The organism is Andreprevotia chitinilytica DSM 18519 (genome assembly GCF_000711875.1).
Lineage (GTDB): Bacteria > Pseudomonadota > Gammaproteobacteria > Burkholderiales > Chitinibacteraceae > Andreprevotia > Andreprevotia chitinilytica.
Map to the genome: position 1 here is coordinate 448826 of NZ_JONM01000001.1, position 17792 is coordinate 466617.

Sequence of the window (17792 nt, forward strand, 5' to 3'; positions counted from 1 at the left end):
TTCTTGGTTTTAAGACTCACCGCCAATCCGTCCCAGTCAGCAGCCGCAACTGTTCCAGCACCCGTGGCCGGCTGGGGTGGTAACCGATGAACACCAGCTGCGCCTGCCTGGCTGGCGGGGCGTCTGGCTCAACCTGCGCTTCCACCCGGCCGCGCACCGCCTGAATCAGCAACCGGCCACTATCCGCATTGGCGAAGCCCTTGATGCGCAGGATTGGTTCGGCGCGGGCGATGCTGGCGATGGCTTTGCGCAAACGCTCCGCATCCTGGATATCGGTGCTGCGCAGCATGAACGATTGCCAGCCGGGGTCTTGTTCGTGGAAGTGTTTGTGCGTGGCAAGGCCGTGGCTATGTGCGCCGATGCCGCTATGGCTGTGCCCATCCAGCAAACCTTGATTGGCTAATGGCCGTGCCGCTGCGCCTGGCATGGCCGCAATCGGGCCGTAGTGGCGGTGGCCGGTGTTGGCGGCTTCGTGCAGATGCAGCCCGAGCGTGAGCCGGGTATCCAGCTTGGCGTTGTAGGCCAGCTCGATGAAGCGGATGGTCGGCGCTAACTGGCGCACACGCGTTTCCGCATCGAGCAGCGCCGCATCATCCAAGGCATGGATCTTGTTCAGCACCACGATGTCAGCATTGCTCAACTGCTGCTCGAACAAGCGGGCGGTTGGCAAATCGGCCGCTGTGCTGTGCTGTGGCGGATCGAAATCGCCCGCCAGCAACAGCGGCGTATCGACGACCGCCAATGTGGCGTCCAGCACGAAGTAGGGCGCCAACGCCTCGCTTTGCAGGCTTTCCATCACCGCCGTGGGCAAGGCCAAGCCGGATGTTTCGATCAGCACGTGATCGATCAGGCTGCGCCGCGCCCACAGCGCCTGCATCAGTGGCAGGAAATCCGCATCGTCGCCATAGGCCACCAGCCCCTGCGACAGATCGTGGATTTCCACGCTATCAGCCCGGCCCAGCTCGCGCAGCAATGCGCCGTCGATGGAGATTTCGCCGAATTCGTTCACCAGAATCGCCAACCGGCGCTGCGTGTTGGCGCGAATCAGGTTGGACAGCAAGGTGGTCTTGCCCGCACCGAGGAAGCCGGTGACGACGGTAACGGGGAGACGGGGCGTACTCATGCCGGCGATGCCTCCGCGTGCACAAATGGCAACGCCGCTAGCACCTCGGCGAAGTCATACGCCAGTGCCGGGTAATCCACTTGCGGGCGATCGATCACGATCAGAGGAATGCCCAACGCAGCAGCGGCTGCCACCTTGGCCCCGTACCCACCTGCGTCGCCAGATTGCTTGGTCACGACGCAATCGATGCCCCAATCGCGCCAGAGCGCCTCATTCGCCGCCTGCGAGAACGGCCCTTGCATCGCACACAGCCGCGAGCGCGGAATGCCGAGGTCAACCGCCCGTTGCAGATGTTGCGGATCAGGCGCGAGTCGCACGAACCATTCGTGCTGATCCGCACCCGCCGCCTGCACGAAGCTCGCCAATTCCTTGGAGCCGGTCGCGAGGAAAATGCGTTTACCGCGCGCCATCGCCAGCGCGGCGGCCTGTGCCGATGTGGCGCAGTGTTCAGCCGGTTGTGAGGTGGCCGGATTCGGCGCATCGGGACGTTCATAGCGCAGATAAGGCAGCGCCAGCTCATTGCTCAAGGCGATCAACTGCTTCGACATCTCGCTCGCGTACGGATGCGTGGCATCGACGATGGCTTGCGCTTGCGTGTTCGCCAGCAGCTCCCGCCGCCGCTCGATCCCCAATCGCCCCGCCACCACAGCGACGCCGGGGCAATTGAGCTGGGCGACTTCACCGCCGTATTCACTGGCGCTGCTGATCACGACCGACCGACCTTGTGCCGCGATCTCACGCGCCAAGGCGTTGCCATCACTGGTGCCCGAAAACACCCAGACTGCATGCGCCGGCAGATCGGTAGCCGTGACGGTATCCGGCGTGTCATCCCAATTCCCGTAGCCGCGCGGCGTGAACATCCAGCCGCGCTTGCGGCGGGTGAAGCGGTTGCCGATCACCAGCGTGGTCAACATGTTGAACTGGCGTGTGCGCAGCTCGGCCAGGGTGACGATCTCCACCGTCTGACCATCGCGATAGGCGTTGTGGACGATGCCGCACAGCGTTTGCGGGCGCTTGTGCTGCAACATGATGTCGAGAATGCGGTAGACGCCTTCCTGTCGCTGTTTGCTCTGCACGTTGTAAAACACCGCGGCCAGATCGGCCTGCGCGATATGGCTGGCGCGGGTTTCGATCCAGTCCCACGGGCACAGCAAGTCGGACAGGCTCAGCGTGGCGAAATCGTGCGACAAGGGCGAGCCAAGCAACGATGCGCAGGCGTTGGCGGAGGTGATGCCGGGGATCAGCTGCACGTCGTACGTGTCCGTTTCCGCCATGTCCTCAAACGCCAGCGCCGCCATGGCGTAGATGCCGATGTCGCCGCTGGATAACAACGCCACGGTCTTGCCGGCGCGGGCCTGCTCGATCGCCAACTGCGCCCGGGCGCGTTCCTGCGTCAGCGGCAGGGTGCGGATGTCCTTGCCGGCGATCCACGGTTGCACCCAGGTGAGATAAAGATCGTAGGAGACGATGACTTCGCTTGCTTCCAGCGCCTGAATCGCCATTGGCGGGATCAGTTCGCTGGTGCCCGGGCCGACCGAGACGAGATAGAGTTTGCCGCTCATGAATTCAGTGTTTCCTGTTTGCGGTTGGTTGTATTTTTTGTTCCCCCCTTCTCCGAAGGGGGGTAGGGGGGATTTCTGAGGCGGTTCAAGATGTACGCTGACGCTGGAGTTTGGCTCTGGAAATTTTGAGTTCGGTGGCTATTTGAAAGGACGTCGAAATCCCCCCTAGCCCCTATGCCTGAACGAATCAAAAGATTCGCACGGCACAAAAAAGGGGGGAATATCGGCGAGGTTGTCCTCAACAATCGCCACCGTCACCCCATTCAGCGCCATCTTCGGCACAAGCAATCGCCCACGCGGGCTGGCGATCAGCGCGCACGGCTCGCAGACCCCATCCACGCCAACGTTCTCCTGTACCCAGGCCGACGGCTGACCCACCCAGCCGCGCGCTGCCACATCGCCACGAGCGATCACCCGCAAAGGCAGCCCGTGGCGTTCGCAAAAGGCCAGCAGACCAGCTTCATCAGCCTTGAGGTCGATGGTTGCCACCTCGCGCACATCGCTCAGCGGCCGGCCAGCCAACGCCGCCTCGACTGCTTGCGCGATATCGTCCGCCGACTTGCCGCGCCGGCAGCCGATGCCCAGCGTCAACGGCTTGAGGGCTTCGGTCGCGGTGGTCACAGCAGGGGTCGCGCCGGTCAGGCGAGCGACGTGATAAGCCAGCGCATTCGCGCCGCCTTCGTGACCCGACAGCAGCGGAATGGCAAAGCGGGCCGCTTCGTCCAGCACCACTACGCCGGGGTCGGTGTGCTTGTCGGCGGGCAGGCCGTCCAGATAACGCACGGCAATGCCGCTTGCCATCACCAGCACCCAATGACGGCGCCGATGGAACTGGCGGCGGAACTGCTCGCGGGGCGGTTCGTGCGGGTTGAGCCAAGGTTGCAGCAGGTCGGCATCCAGCGCCGCCGCCAGCCTTTCCCCGAGTGGCAGCGCATCCGGGCGCACTAGCCAGAGGGCGGTGGGTTTCACGCGACATCCTTTGCGGTGGACTTTGCCTTGCTGGCGCGGGGTTTCTTGCGATCCGTACCGTCGCGAAAAATATGCGTGAAGCCGGCGGCGTACAGACTGGATTCGACGCCCACTTCTGATGACAAGGCCGGCCCGACCAGCAAGAGCGTGGTCAGCAGCCAGTCCTTCTGCTTCACTTTGCTGCTTTTCATCTCCGCTTGCAGCGTGCCGAGCGTGCTGCGGTGGATACGCTGGTCGGCCCAGCTGGCGCGATGCACCAAGGCGACTGGCGTTGCCGGCGAGTAGTGCAGCAACAGGTCGGCTACGGTCTGCTTGAGCCGCTGGCCGGACAGGAAGATGCACATGGTCGCCTGGTGTTCGGCGAAGCGGGCGATCGATTCCAGCTCCGGCACGGCCGACGCACGGCCGGAGACGCGGGTGAGAATGATCGATTGCGATACCGCCGGGCGGGTCAACTCGCTGCCCAGCGCTGCTGCAGCTGCAGTGAACGAAGATACGCCCGGCACGATCTCGTACTCGATGCCGAGTGCTTCCAGCCGCCGCATCTGTTCGGCGGTAGCACCGTAAATAGCCGGATCACCCGAATGCAGGCGCGCCACGTCCTTGTCTTCAGCTTGGGCGCGGCGGTAGCAGGCTTCTTGTTCGTCGAGCGACAGCGTGGCGGTGTCGAGGATCTCCGCATCGGCGCGGCAGTGCTGCAGCATTTCGGTGGGCACCAGCGAGCCGGCGTACAGCACCATTGGCGCGCTACCGAGCAAACGGCTGCCGCGCAGGGTGATCAGGTCGGCGGCACCGGGGCCGGCACCGATGAAATAGACTTTCATGCGTGGCGTTTCTCTCTGGCGGTACGGCGGATCAACATCGTGGCGAGGTAGCCGCTGGCTTCATCGGCGTTCAGCGTGCTGACGTCATCACACAGCACTTCGCCGGGCAGGCCGATGCGGCGGGCGAAGGCGCAGTGTTGAGCGATGCCCATGCCGTGCAACAGTTGCAGCACCATTGGCAGGCGCGCACCGATCTTCATCAGCACCACGATGTCGTGGCTTTCGATATCTGCACGCAAGGCAGAAGGATCGTCCGGGCAGGGCAGGATCAAGATGCGTTCCTTGCCTTCGCCCAATGGCCATGACAGCGCCGAGGCAGTGGCGGCAAAGCTGGTGACGCCGGGGAAGGTGTGGTGCTCCAGCGTCGGCTCGATCTCTACCAAGGCGGCTAGCAGATAGCCGTAGGTGGAGTAGGTCATCGAATCGCCGATGGTGAGGTAGGCGACATTCTTGCCTTGGCGCAAGGGGCTGGCGACATCTTGCGCCAGCTGGGCGTAGTGCTCGCCGAGCACGCTGCGATCCGGGTCCATGTTGAACTCGACTTCGCGGAACTTCTCATCCGGAATGGCGAGGCCGGCGAGGCACTGGCGTGCAACCGAAACCTCGCTGGAACGGGCACGTGGCAGGTAGATCAGGTCTGCCTGCTGCAAGGCGGCCAGCGCGGCCACCGGGATCAGGCCGGCCGGGCCGGGACCGACGCCGATGCCGTAGAACTTGCCGAGTGTTGTCATTTTTTTAACGAGTCGTTGGTTCGGTAATGGGTAGGTTGGGCTGTAAAGCCCAACAGGGTTTTCACGTTCGGGCAGTGTTGGGCTTTGTAGCCCTACTCATGCCAGGCACCAGTTGCCCTCACCCCCAGCCCCTCTCCCGTAAAACGGGCGAGGGGAGCTCTGGCAGTGGTGTGCGTCGTGCTCCCCTCGCCCGTTTTACGGGAGAGGGGCTGGGGGTGAGGGCGGTTTATGCCGCTTCTCCAATCGCCGTCCCATTCATGGCAAACAGCCGCACTTCCACCCGTTGCGCAGCCGGCACGCGGGCATGCATCAGTCGCGCAGTACGCTGCTCCACCTCGGTCCAGAACGCCTGCGCAGCGGGGTGCGGTTGCAGGATTTGAATCACGTTTTCCACGGTATTGGCCTTTGCGATGTCTTGTACGGTATCCGGGGCAAAGCCACAGTCGGCAGCGACGGCGGCCACGGTGCCCATTGCCATGCCGCTCTTGCCGGAGTGGGTGTCCCACACGCCGTCCAGCACCTTGGCGATCTTGCCCGGATGGCCCAGCACCCACAGGGCGCCGAGCGGGAGTTGTTCTTCTTGCAGCACCAGCTGCGTGTGGTCGAGCGATGCGCCGACGAAGTTGGCGATCTGCACCACCTGTTTGTTTTGCATGTGCAGCACCTCCCGCGCATAGACGCTGCCGATCTTGCCCGGCGTGAAGGCAATGGCATCCGGCCGCTCGCCCAGCGCCACGCGGATATACACCTCGATCGACGCGATCCACGCCGACAAGGACATCGGTTGCACGATGCCGCTGGTGCCCAGGATCGAGATGCCGCCCAGAATCCCCAGGCGCGGGTTGAAGGTCTTCTTGGCGATTTCCGCGCCGTTTTCACAGCCGATCACCAGATCAAAGCCGGGGTCGAGCGCGCCCTCCAATACTTCCTCCACCGCCATGCGCATCATCTGCCGGGGCGTGGGGTTGATCGCCGGCTCGCCCACCGGCACGCGGATGCCGGGTTGGGTGACGGTGCCGACGCCTGCGCCGGCAATGAAACGCAGCTCGCCCAAGCCGTTGACCGACACCTCGGCGAAGATCGTCGCGCCATCGGTGTTGTCCGGGTCGTCGCCGGCGAACTTGATCACTTCGGCACGAACCGCGTGCTCGCCCAGCCGCGCCACCTTATGCACCGGCACGGTGAGGTAGTACTCGGGGTCGGGCAGGCTGATGTTCACCTCGCTGACCGTCTCGCCCTGCAATAACTGCAACAACGCCGCCTTCACCGCCGCCGTGGCGCAACTGCCCGTGGTGTAACCGCGCCGCAGGCCATTGGGGGCTGGCGTAACGAGGTCGAAGGGGCTGCGTGCCGGTTGGCTCATGGCGGCTAGGGTTGCTGTTGCTGATGGACATGATCGATGGCGGCAATCATCAGCGCGTTGATCGCCGAGGCCGCCCAAGGCGAGCCGCCGCGTGTGCCGCGATTGGTGATGCGCGGTACTTGCAGCAGTCGCTGCAGTTCTTCCTTGCATTCGCGGGTGCCTACGAAGCCGACCGGCAGTCCGACTACCAGCTGTGGCCGCCAGCCGTGCTCGCGCACCAGCCGGACCACTTCCATGATGGCCGTCGGCGCATCGCCAATTGCCACCACCACGTCGTTGCCGAACTTCTCCCATGCGCGGCGGATGCCAGCGGCGGAACGGGTGATGCCATGCGCAGTAGCCAGCAAATGCGTTTCGCGGTCATGCACGCCGCACCACGTCTCCACGCCCAACTGGTCGAGCACGGCGCGTTTCAGGCCGGTTTGCACCATGGTCACGTCAGTGACGATACGGCGGCAGCGCAGCAGGGCGCGCAGGCCGGTGTCGACCGCGCCGGGCGAGAAATACAGGTCGTCGACGATGTCGAAGTCGCCACTGGTGTGCACCAGCCGCTTGAGCACGATCTGGTGATCGGCCGGCACGGCGGACCAATCGCGCCCGGCATCGATGATGCGCATGCTTTCGGCTTCGATCGGGTGTGGCTCGTACGCTGGCCAAGCTGGTTTTGCGGGCGCGGTTGATGTCGGTACTGCATCGCTTCGGCCCAGCAAACCGCGCACGAGGCCGTGATGGCCTTGTTGCGGCGTGCCGACTTGCTCCTCGAAACCAACAATCTGCACCCGGTATTTGCACAGCGCGCAATTCATGGTGGCGCGGCCTTCCACGCCCTCGCGGGCCCGTTCCAGAAACACATCGGCCACGTGCGGGTGCACGCCGAGATGGTCGGCCGGCAGTACGTCGATGTCGGGATGGCGTTCGGCCAGATCGGCCGCCGCAGCGCAGATACGCTTGACCAGTACGCCGTCGAACAGGAAATAGGGCAGCACGACGATGCGCGGGTAGCCCAGCACGGCCGCGGCCTTCAGCCCGTCGGCAACCAGCGGCCGGGCCGTGCCGGCATAGCAAACAAAGGACGCGCCAAAGCCCATGCCTTCTTCCAGCATGCGCGTGAGCTTGGCAATCTCGGAGTTGGCATCCGGGTCGGTGGTGCCGCGCCCGACCACCACCAGACAGGTGTCGCTGCGAGCAACTGTCTTACCCGCGCCGGCCTCGGCCGCGATGATGCGTTCCTGGCACAAGGCCAGCAGCTTGGGGTGCAAATCCATCGCCGCGCCGTAATGGAATTCGATACCCGGATGCGCTTGCTGCAGCGCCAGCAACTCGCTCGGCATGTCGTTCTTGGCATGGGTGGCGGCGAGCAGCACGCCAGGCGTCATCACGATGCGCTTGGCACCGTCATCAATGGCGGAGGCCACGGCGGCATCGAGGGTGGGCGTGGCGAACTCCAGAAAACCATGTGTGACCGGGCGGCCACCGGCCCGCTCGCGCAGCAGCTCGACCAAGGCGGTGAATTCGGCAATGCCATCCGGATCACGGCTGCCGTGGCCGGCTAGGACGATGGTGTAGTCGTTGTTGCTCATCGGCTCAGTGTTCATGCGGTCGGTGCGGGTTCAATCTGGCTATCCATTGGCGTGAGCGTGCGGATCAGCATGATGCTCATGTCACTGAATTCCTTGTCCACGCATTCCGCCAGCGTGCCGTGCCATTCGGCATCGCCCCGGGTGAGGTTTTCCCACACTTCGGTCGGGTGCTCGGGCGGAATGCCGTTTTCTAGCAGGTAAGCGGCGATATGGCGCGGCATGAACGAGCGGGCGGCATCCCACGGGCACGGGATCACGATGGCGTTGCGGGCGTCTTCCAGCACGTGTACCAGATGGCGCTTGAACGGCGTCAGATCGCCACGGCGGTGGAAGGTGATGAAGGTGGTTTCGTCAAAACAGACCTTGGCGCGGGATGCCAGCACCTGCGCCGACGACAGGCCGGGCATCGTCTCCACCGGATGGCCGCAAGCCCGCTCGACGCGTTCCAGGTACTGAAAGCCGCTGAAGTGAATGTCGCCCATGAACACCACCACGCAGTTTTTGCCGGCGTGATGCCGCTTGGCGACTTCATCGAGCTGGGCGACCTGATCGCGGTAGCCCATCTGGATCACCTCGGCGGTGTCGGGAATCAGCGGGCGGACCACGTTCACCACGGCATCGAAGCCGGCCACCACATCGGCATTGCGGATCAGTTCGGCCGAGCGTTGCGGCAAGTAGCCGATATCGCCGGGGCCGGCGCCGATACAGATAATCATGTGTTCGTTCCTTAGTCGTTCGTAGGGCGGAACACCCCGTAGGGGCGTTCCGCCGTTTACCGCGCATCGTTCTGTCCCGATCCGTCGCAAGCAATGTTCGGCGCTGTTGTTCCCCCCTTTTTGAAGGGGGGCTAGGGGGGATTTATGCGGCATCTCAACTTGTGGTGATGTCGAAATCCCCCTCCATCCCCCTTTAAAAAGGGGGAGGTGAAAACCACCGCGCTTCGTCGTCAGCCACCCAACCGCTCCCGAATCGTCAGCGCCAACCCTTCCGCCGATAATCCTTCCAGCGGCAAATACGCCGCCCGTAACGCTTGCGCCAATTCCTGTGCCCGGCCGAGCCGCACGAATTCCTGCTCGGTATCCAGCACCAGCGCTGGCGTGCCTTGGCCGGCGATGTGGCCGGCGATTTCCAGCGTTTCCGTCCACGGATCATTGCCGTCTGCCAGCGCGATATTGCAGCGGCCGTCGCTGAGCACCACCAACAAGGGCGTCAGCTCCTGTTGCGCCAGGGTTTGCGCCGCCAGCTGCAGCGCATGCGCCAAGGGGGTGCGCCCGCCGGTGGGCAGCTCGCGCAACGCCAGTTCGGCTTGTTCCACTTGGCGGGTCGGCGGCAGCACCAGCTCGGCCTCGGTGCCACGGAAGGAGATGACCGCCACTTGATCACGGCGCTGGTAGGCGTCTTGCAGCAGACCGAGCACGCAGCCTTTTACGGTTTCCATGCGGCGGCGGGCTGCCATCGAGCCGGAGGCATCGACCACCAGCAGGATCAGGTTAGCCTGTTTGCCGACGCGGACTTTCTCGTGCAGATCGGCACGGGTAACGGCGAACTCCCGCGGGTCGCGCAGGATGGCGTGGCGCAAGGTGGCGTCCATCGCCAGCTGTGCCGGTTGGGCATTCGGCATCGCCCGCAGGTCATGCCCGCGTTGCGCGCCAACACTGCTGCTGCGCCGGCCACTCGCGTCGTGCGAATGCAGGGCGGTAACGTCGATGCGGCCGATGGCGGCTGGAGCGCTGGCGGCGAAGAGTTGTTCCTGTGCCTCGCCCGGCTGATCGCCGGGTTCGTCGTGCTCGGATGACTGTTGTTCTGATTCGTTGAAAGAGGGCGGTGGCGGGGTGGACGCTTGCTGCGTGAGTTGCTCCAGCTTTTCTTTATCCAGCCCGGTCTGTTCGAACGGCTTGCGGCGGCGGCGGTGTGGCAGCACCAGTTCGGCGGCATCGCGGATATCTTCTGCCGTTGCCGCGCTGCGGCCGTCCAGTGCGGCAATGACACGGGCGGCCTTGTTCATCACGATGTCGGCGCGCAGGCTCGCGACTTCGAATTCGCAGCAGAGCTGGCTGATGAAGTCGAACAGCGAGTCAGACAGCGTGACTTGCGGCAACCGGGTGAAGGCGGTTTGTACCTGGGCGCGAATTGCATCGGTCTCAGCCTGCCAGCGGTGAGTGAAGCCGGCCGGATCTGCCTCGAATGCCAGGCGGCGGCGCACCACCTCGGAACGCGTGGCCGGATCACGCGGCGCGGCGACTTCCACCATCATGCCGAAGCGATCCAGCAATTGCGGGCGCAGGTCGCCTTCTTCCAGATTCATCGTACCCAGCAAGGTGATACGGGCAGGGTGGCTGACCGACAAGCCCTCGCGCTGAACGGTGTTGGTGCCCATCGCGCAGACGTCCAGCAGGACATCCACGAGATGGTCAGCCAGCAGGTTCACTTCATCGATATACAGCAGGCCACGATGCGCGGCAGCGAGCAGGCCGGGCTTGAAGGCTTGCTTGCCGTCCTTGAGCGCGCGCTCGAAATCGAGGCTGCCCAACACGCGGTCTTCGGTTGCGCCGAGGGGCAGGTTGATGAAGGGCACGGGCTCCAGCGTCGGCGCGGCGTTGGCTTGGGTCGAGCAGATCGCGCATTCGGTCTGCGGCGCATGCGGCTCGCAGTTGAAGGCGCAGCCGGGTGTGCGTTCGATCGGCAGCAGCACGTCGGTCAGGCCGCGGGCAGCCGTGCTCTTGGCGGTGCCCTTGTCGCCACGGATCAGCACGCCGCCAAGGGTCGGGTCGACCGCGCAGAGCAGCAGGGCGCGTTTTAGTTGGTCCTGGCCGACGATGGCGGCGAAGGGGTAGTTGGGTTTCATGGCGGTGTGTTTCAGGCGTTGCCCTAATCAAATGTTATGCGCCTTTGGCGCGGTTAAAGGCATTACAGCGGGAGTCCGTCCCGCGGCCGGGGAAGGGACTTTGTCTCGCCAAAGCCCCCTCCACCCCAAAGGCGACCCTGCGCCTTACGGTCCTCCGGACTACCCTCGGTCGGTCGCGAGCCTAAGGTCTCGCGACACTCCGTCGGCGCTTAGCGCGAAGGGGAGAAAACCCGCAGTACAACCATTGCGGAAACAAAGACCGGCAACTGTTTGCTCAGTTCGTAGGGCGCAATCCCCGAAGGGCATTGCGCCGCATCTTTTGTAGAGAGGTCCTTAGGCATCAGCACGCCCTCCTTCAGCCCGCGCCTCCAGCATCGCCTCACTCTTCAAATGCAGCGCCCTCAGCGCAGCCAGCGTCTCCGGCTTCGGTTCAGCCCACAACTGCCGCTGCGCCGCTTCCAGCAGCCGTTCGGTAATCGCATTGAGCGCCCACGGGTTGCTCTCGGCGAAGAACTGCTGCATTTGCGCATCCAGCGCGTAGGTATCGGCCAGCTGCTCGTACACCCAGTCATCGACCACGTGCGCGGTGGCGTCGTAGCCGAACAGGTAATCCACGGTGGCGGTCAGCTCCAGCCCGCCCTTGTAGCCGTGCTTCTGGATGCCGGCGATCCATTTCGGGTTGGCGACGCGGGAGCGGAATACGCGCAGTACTTCTTCCTTCAGGCCGCGCACGGCCGGGCTGTCGGGATTCTGGGTATCGCCGAAGTAGTGGCGCGGCTGGCGGCCGGTGAGGCTGCGGATCGTCGCGATCATGCCGCCGTGGTACTGCAGGTAATCGTCGCTATCGAAGATATCGTGCTCGCGGTTGTCCTGGTTGTGCAGCGCCACTTCCACGCCGGACAGCCGATGGCGGAAATCATTGCGGGCGTCGGCACCGTTCTCGCTGCGGGTGTAGGCGTAGCCGCCCCAGTTGATGTAGGCGTTGGCGAAGTCGGCGTCGTCTTGCCAGTTCTGTTCGTTGATCAGCGGCAGGATGCCCGCGCCGTAAGTGCCCGGCTTGGAGCCGAAGACGCGGTACAGGGCGCGTTGTTCGGCGTTGCTGAACAGCGCGTTTTTGAGGTCGGCCAGATAGTGCTTGCGCACGAAGTTCTGCTCGACCGGCTCATCCAGCCGCGCCACGGTGTGCACGGCTTCATCCACCAGATGGATCAGGTGCGGGAAGGCATCGCGGAAGAAGCCGCTGATGCGCACGGTCACATCGATGCGCGGGCGGCCCAGCTCAGCCAGCGGAATCACTTCAATACCGGCCACGCGGCGACTTTCCGGCTGCCATGCCGGGCGCACGCCGAGCAGCGCCAGAATCTCGGCGATGTCGTCGCCGTGGGTGCGCATGGCGCTGGTGCCCCACACGCTGATGCTGACCGTTTCCGGCGCGTGGCCGGTTTCTTTGCGATGACGGGCGACGACTTCGTTGGCGAGTTCAGAACCGATGCGCCACGCCGCTTGCGACGGCAGGCTGCGCGGGTCGACCGAGTAGAAGTTGCGGCCGGTCGGCAGCACATGCGCCATGCCCCGCGTGGGTGCGCCGCTCGGGCCGGCTGGCACATAACCGCCAGCGAGTCCGCGCAGCAGGTTGTCGATTTCTTCCGTGGTGCGCGCCAGATTGGGCGTGAGTTCGTCGCAGATGAAGGCAAGCGTGCGCTTGACGTTGCCGGCGTCGAGGCCGGGCAGGGCGGTGGTGACGATGCTTTCAATGGCGGACGGCGCGAAGCGGTGCTCAGCCAGCGCGGCGACCAGCTCGCGGCCCAAGGCGTTGATTTCGTCCAGCGCATCGGCGCGGGTGACGAGCGGTTTGGCGGTGAGCGCTTGCAAGGCTGGTGGGATGACTGCCAGCCGCCTGCCTTTGTCGGCCAGCAATTCACTGATATCAGCGCCCATTGCCGAGGCAATACCAGCCGGCAAGCCCGGCACCGCCAGATTCGGCAATCGCACCAGTGCGCAGATCATGTCGATCAGTGCTTCGCCCTGCGGCGCTTGGCCGAGCGTATGCAGGCCATCGCGGATTTGCGCTGCACCGAGTTCGCACAGGTAGCCGTCGATGTCTTCGATCAGGTGGGCGACGTCGACGCCTTCCATCTTGGCCAGCGTCAGCGGGACGCCATCGGCGTTGAGGGTGTCGTCCCATTCGTGATCGTGATGGTCATGATCATGGTGGTGGTCGTGATCACCGTGGTGGTGATGGCCGTGCGCATGTGGTGCGGCAGCGCCAACTACACGATATTTCCCTGCTGTAGCCGTTGCGGGTTTGGCGGTGGATTTGACGGCAACCGGGCGATATTTGCCGCCCGCTATCGCAGAAACCCCTTGCACCCCATGCAAGTGCGCGGCCGGATGGGAATGATCATGCGGGTGAGGATGGCCGTGATCGTGGTCGTGATGATCCCCGTGATCGTGCGCCAGCATCGCCGCCAGATCGGCATCGAGATTGGCGGCCTTGATCAAGTCCCAGATCTGTTGCTGCAACAGCGGCAGCTTGGCCGGGTCGAGCATTTCCACTTGGTAGTACTCATCCACCAACTGCGTCAGCTGCGCCAGTGGGCCGTAGGTGTCGGCCGTGGTCATGGGCGGGGTCAGGTGGTCGATCACCACCGAATGCGCACGCCGCTTGGCCTGCGAGCCTTCGCCCGGGTCGTTGAGGATGAAGGGGTAAAACATCGGCATGTCGCCGAGCAGCGCATCCGGGTAGCAGTGTTCCGACACGCCCACGCCCTTGCCCGGCAGCCATTCCAGCGTGCCGTGCTTGCCGACGTGTACGATGGCATCGGCTTTCCACTCGTCGCGCAGCCAGCAATACAGCGCGTAGTAATGGTGCGTCGGCGGCAGGTCGGGGGTGTGGTAGATCGCGTCCGGGTCCATGCCGTAGCCACGGGGCGGCTGCAGTGCGACGAAGGCGTTGCCGTATTTCAGCCCGGCGAACACCAGCTTGCCGTCGTGTACGTAGGCGGAGCCGGGCGCGTCGCCCCAGCGTTCCTGCATCTTGGTCTGCAGCGTGGGCGGCAGTTTGGCGAACCATTCGGCGTAGCGGGCGGCCGGTACGCTGGCGATGGCACGGCTGAGCTGGTCGGCGCTCAGATAGGCTTCGTCGTACGCGCCACGGTCGATCAGTTCGTGGATCAGCGCGTTGCTGGTCTCGGGCAGGCCATTGATTTGATAACCCTGCCGTTGCATCGCGTGCAGCATGGCGAACAGCGAGGCCGGCGAATCCAGCCCGACCGCGTTGCCGATTTGCGAGGCTTTGCTGTTGGAGTTGGTGAAGATGAAGGCGATGCGTTTTTGCGCGGGTGGTGTGCGGCGCAAGGCGACTTGCCGGGCAGCGATGCCGGCCACGCGGCGCACGCGATCCGCTACGGGTGCATAGTCGGTTTCGTCCGCTGGCATCCCATCCCTCGCATGCTTGAACGAGATCGGTACGCTGACGATACGGCCGTCGAACTCGGGCAACGCGACGTTCATGGCGGTATCAAGCGGATTCAGCCCGCGTTCCGATTGCGTCCACTGCTCGCACGTCATGCTGCTGGTGATGGCCTGCAGCACCGGGATATCGAGCCGATCGAATGCCGCGACCGACCAGCCTGCCTGAGTCGGCCCATCGGCGTTGACGTCGCCCATCGCGAACGAGGTGGTGTTGATCAGGACGTCGATGCCTTGGAAAAACTGCAGCGCGGCCGGTAGACCCGTTGTTTGATCCAGCGTGCGCAAGGAGGCGGTATAGACCGGCAGCGCATTGAGCTGGCGCTCGGCCAAGGCATCCACCAGCGCATCGATAAAGCGCGTGTTACCGCTGACCCAATGCGCACGGTAGAAGGTGATGCCGACGGTGGGCCAGTCCGGGTTGCGGATGGCGTGCCAGTCATCCAGCGAGCACTGCGCCGATAGTTCCGGGTGATAGATGCCGTGCTCGGGCAGGGCGGCCGGCGGTGCGTAGCCGAAGCCGGTCATCAGCAAACGATCGGCGAGGAAGCGCAGCAGCTGCGCCATATTGCCAACGCCACCTGCCTGCAAATAGCCGGTAGCTTCGTGCAGCACGGTGGCGGGCACGTTCGATAGCGCGGCCAGCTCCGGGTCTGGCTCGCCGGTGCCGCTGACGACGAGTAAATGTCGCCCGTTTGCATGCGCATCTTTGACCAAGGCATCGAAGCCGGGAATAGCGCTGGCGTTGCCGAGCACGCGCACCAGCACAATGCGGGCGGTTTCGAGCGTGCCGTGCAGCAGCGCCGCCATCGCTTCACTGGTCGCTACGGTTTGCAGATGAATGCCGTGTGTCGTCACGAAGTCATCCGGCAAGGCAGCTTGGGCGCGATTGAGCGCGGTGAGGTCGGTGCCGGCGTGAGTGAGGAGAACGATGCTCATGGCTGGCCGCCCTCGTCGCAGACTTCCAAATCGCCGATACCCAGCTTGTGGAAGATCAGCGGTTCCACCGGGCAGCCGCCCACCAGATGTTCATCCACGATGCGCTCGATCGCTGCGGCATCCACCTTGCGATACCACACGCCATCCGGATACACCGCGACAATCGGCCCCTGCTTGCACACGGCAAAGCAATGGGTACGGGTGCGTTTCACGCCGATGCCGGGGCGGGCGTCGATGGCTTGGCCGAGTTGCTGGAACATCTCCTCAGCTTGCAGGCCGTTCTCGGTGCAGCGCGGGCCGGTGCACATCAGTACGTGTTTGTGGTGGGTTCTCATCGGGGACTCAGGCTTGGCTCACGGCCAGCGTATCGAGCCGTTTCCACTTGTAGATCGCGGCGGAAGCCACCCAGCTCAGCACGAAGAGCGCGATGACGAAGTAGCCGAAGTGGGCGAGGTTGTCGTTGAGCTGGGCGATCACGTCCCACACGCCGCCAGACAGCTTGAATTGCCCGACAATCAGGCCGAGCGCCTCCAGCCCGCCGATGATGAAGGCGACCAGCACGGAGACCAGCGTGATGGTCAGGTTGTACCAGAGCTTGCGTACCGGGTTGACGAAGGCCCAGCCGTAAGCGCCGACCATCAGCATGCTGTCCAGTGTGTCGACCAGCATCATCCCGGCGGCGAACAGCACCGGAAAGGCAAAGATGTGCCAGGGCAAGACATGGCTGGCCTGCGTGGTGGCGATGGCGAAAAGGCCGATTTCGGTGGCCGTCTCGAACCCCAGCCCGAACAGGAAGCCGATCGGGAACAAGTGCCAGCTGCGCGTGACCAGCCGGAACAGCGGACGCAGCAGGCGGGCGAGGAAACCCCGGTTGCCCAACAGCAGGTCCATCTGTTCATCGCTGATCGACTCGCCTTGCCGCACGCGCCGGAAATTGCGCCATACATCCCGCAGCACGATCAGGTTGATCAGCGCGAGGGTCAGCAGGAAAAACGCCGAAATGGCGGTGCCAATCACGCCGCCAGCGGCCTTGAATGACTCAAGCCGACCTTGCAAGGCCGAGGTGGCGAACACGATCGCGCCGACCGAGAGAATGACGATGGCCGAATGGCCGGCGGAGAAGAAAAAACCGGCGGCGAGCGGGCGCTGTTTTTCCTGCATCAGCTTGCGTACCGTGTTGTCGATGGCGGCAATGTGGTCGGCATCGACGGCATGGCGCAAGCCGAACAGGTAAGCGAGCAGGGCGGTACCCAACAAGGTGGGATGGCCGCCAAAGGCGACAAGGGCCCAGCCCCAGGCGAAGACGTTGACGGCGATCAGCAGCAGCAACAGGCCGGCTGGCGCACGCAGATGGGAGAAACGGGAAAGCGACGGAGCCATGGAGATATCCTTTGGCAAGACACATCGCCGTGAGTGAGGACAATCGCGATCCGCCGAGCACAGCGCAGATCAGGCCAATTGTTGTTATCCCCCGGTACACCCCGCCCGGTTTCAACTCACGTCGACTGAAGATCGATGGCCGGTCTCCTGGCTCGTGCGTCATCGCCTTGCGCCGCCTTCCCGGAAAGTGGCAATCACTTCCAGTGGCGTTGTGGCGCAGGCTCGTCACTTACAGTTGCGGGGGCAGCTGCGGCTTTGTACCGCATTCCCGTTTCACCCTGATCCGGCGATCAGCCAAACAGCTGATTTGCGGACGTCTTCGGGCACCATCGATTTGAGGGCGGATGATACGTGATGCGGTAGGGGCTGTGTATGCGGGGTGGGTGCGCTGGTCGGAAAGTTGGCGATGGCGATGGCGATGGCGATGGCGAGGCGTACAGCTTTCTCGTTGTGTTTTAACGGTAGATGTCTCGCCGATTACCAATCTCGATGACGAGAACGCGAAGTGCACCGTCCTGTATATCGCAGAGAATTCGGTAGTCGCCGACTCGATAGCGCCAGTACGCCCCAAGCATCAGCCCCGTCAACGCCTTGCCGGTAGCGCGAGGGTCTGCTTGGGCGGCGATGCGTTCATCCATGAAATCAAGGATGCGTCGTGCGGTTTGTTTGTCGAGCTTGCGAAGCTGCTTTTTTGCCGTTTCAGTGTAATCAATCGTCCAGGCCAAGATCTTTCCTCACTTGCTCGGCGGAATAGACCTTCTCTTCGCCCTTACGGACGCGTTCCATCGTTGCGGCGGCTAAATAGTAGTCTTCCAAATCGTCCAGACCATTCGTGATCAGTTCGCGCAGGTAATATGCCTTGGTGCGACCTGTTTCAGCGGCCAAATGATCAAGTCGTTGCTCAATCACAGGATCAAGTCGGATTGAAGTTGGCATGATTGTGTCCTTGGTGAATATCTGTATTCATTGTATTTCTTCGACCATCCGCGCGCTACGCATCAGGGG

The 17792-nt window shown here is 63.7% G+C and carries 15 protein-coding genes and 1 riboswitch; all 15 genes read right to left on the minus strand.

Annotation, left to right across the window (positions count from 1 at the left end):
• Positions 1–16: 16 nt before the first annotated feature.
• A complete protein-coding gene (locus BR41_RS02035; protein WP_035052072.1) occupies positions 17–1123 on the minus strand; it encodes a CobW family GTP-binding protein in 1107 nt (368 codons plus the stop codon).
• Positions 1120–2685, minus strand: coding sequence for a precorrin-3B C(17)-methyltransferase (gene cobJ, locus BR41_RS02040; RefSeq protein ID WP_035052074.1), 1566 nt, complete (start codon positions 2683–2685; stop codon positions 1120–1122). Before cobJ ends, BR41_RS02035 begins: the two co-directional genes overlap by 4 nt.
• A gap of 165 nt (positions 2686–2850) precedes the next feature.
• Positions 2851–3654 carry a cobalamin biosynthesis protein gene (locus tag BR41_RS02045; RefSeq protein ID WP_051709814.1) on the minus strand — a complete coding sequence of 268 codons (804 nt, stop codon included), beginning with the start codon at positions 3652–3654 and terminating at the stop codon, positions 2851–2853.
• On the minus strand, positions 3651–4478 hold the full coding sequence (gene cobM / locus BR41_RS02050) for a precorrin-4 C(11)-methyltransferase (protein WP_035052076.1): 828 nt from the start codon (positions 4476–4478) through the stop codon (positions 3651–3653). Before cobM ends, BR41_RS02045 begins: the two co-directional genes overlap by 4 nt.
• On the minus strand, positions 4475–5209 hold the full coding sequence (gene cobI, locus BR41_RS02055; RefSeq protein WP_035052078.1) for a precorrin-2 C(20)-methyltransferase: 735 nt from the start codon (positions 5207–5209) through the stop codon (positions 4475–4477). The genes cobM and cobI overlap by 4 nt, the downstream gene beginning before the upstream one ends.
• Before the next feature lie 226 nt (positions 5210–5435).
• Positions 5436–6572 carry a cobalt-precorrin-5B (C(1))-methyltransferase CbiD gene (gene cbiD, locus BR41_RS02060; RefSeq protein WP_035052080.1) on the minus strand — a complete coding sequence of 379 codons (1137 nt, stop codon included), beginning with the start codon at positions 6570–6572 and terminating at the stop codon, positions 5436–5438.
• 5 nt (positions 6573–6577) lie between these two features.
• Positions 6578–8167, minus strand: coding sequence for a precorrin-8X methylmutase (locus BR41_RS02065; protein ID WP_245615781.1), 1590 nt, complete (start codon positions 8165–8167; stop codon positions 6578–6580).
• Positions 8164–9021, minus strand: coding sequence for a cobalt-precorrin-7 (C(5))-methyltransferase (locus BR41_RS02070; RefSeq protein ID WP_281173994.1), 858 nt, complete (start codon positions 9019–9021; stop codon positions 8164–8166). Before BR41_RS02070 ends, BR41_RS02065 begins: the two co-directional genes overlap by 4 nt.
• Before the next feature lie 77 nt (positions 9022–9098).
• Positions 9099–10997 carry a putative cobaltochelatase gene (locus BR41_RS02075; RefSeq protein ID WP_035052084.1) on the minus strand — a complete coding sequence of 633 codons (1899 nt, stop codon included), beginning with the start codon at positions 10995–10997 and terminating at the stop codon, positions 9099–9101.
• A 209-nt stretch (positions 10998–11206) separates the two neighbouring features.
• Entirely contained in the window at positions 11207–11338 is a 132-nt protein-coding gene (locus BR41_RS25355) for a hypothetical protein (RefSeq protein ID WP_281173995.1), read from the minus strand.
• Positions 11331–15407 carry a cobaltochelatase subunit CobN gene (locus BR41_RS02080; protein ID WP_035052086.1) on the minus strand — a complete coding sequence of 1359 codons (4077 nt, stop codon included), beginning with the start codon at positions 15405–15407 and terminating at the stop codon, positions 11331–11333. The genes BR41_RS25355 and BR41_RS02080 overlap by 8 nt, the downstream gene beginning before the upstream one ends.
• Positions 15404–15742, minus strand: coding sequence for a (2Fe-2S) ferredoxin domain-containing protein (locus tag BR41_RS02085; protein ID WP_035052088.1), 339 nt, complete (start codon positions 15740–15742; stop codon positions 15404–15406). Before BR41_RS02085 ends, BR41_RS02080 begins: the two co-directional genes overlap by 4 nt.
• A 7-nt stretch (positions 15743–15749) precedes the next feature.
• Positions 15750–16787, minus strand: a complete 1038-nt coding sequence (locus tag BR41_RS02090) for a HoxN/HupN/NixA family nickel/cobalt transporter (RefSeq protein WP_035052091.1) — start codon at positions 16785–16787, stop codon at positions 15750–15752.
• Between the two features lie 120 nt (positions 16788–16907).
• Positions 16908–17101: riboswitch (cobalamin riboswitch) on the minus strand.
• A 141-nt stretch (positions 17102–17242) separates the two neighbouring features.
• A complete protein-coding gene (locus BR41_RS02095) occupies positions 17243–17512 on the minus strand; it encodes a type II toxin-antitoxin system RelE family toxin (protein ID WP_035052093.1) in 270 nt (89 codons plus the stop codon).
• Entirely contained in the window at positions 17496–17723 is a 228-nt protein-coding gene (gene relB / locus BR41_RS02100; protein WP_035052095.1) for a type II toxin-antitoxin system RelB family antitoxin, read from the minus strand. The genes BR41_RS02095 and relB overlap by 17 nt, the downstream gene beginning before the upstream one ends.
• Positions 17724–17792: the final 69 nt, after the last annotated feature.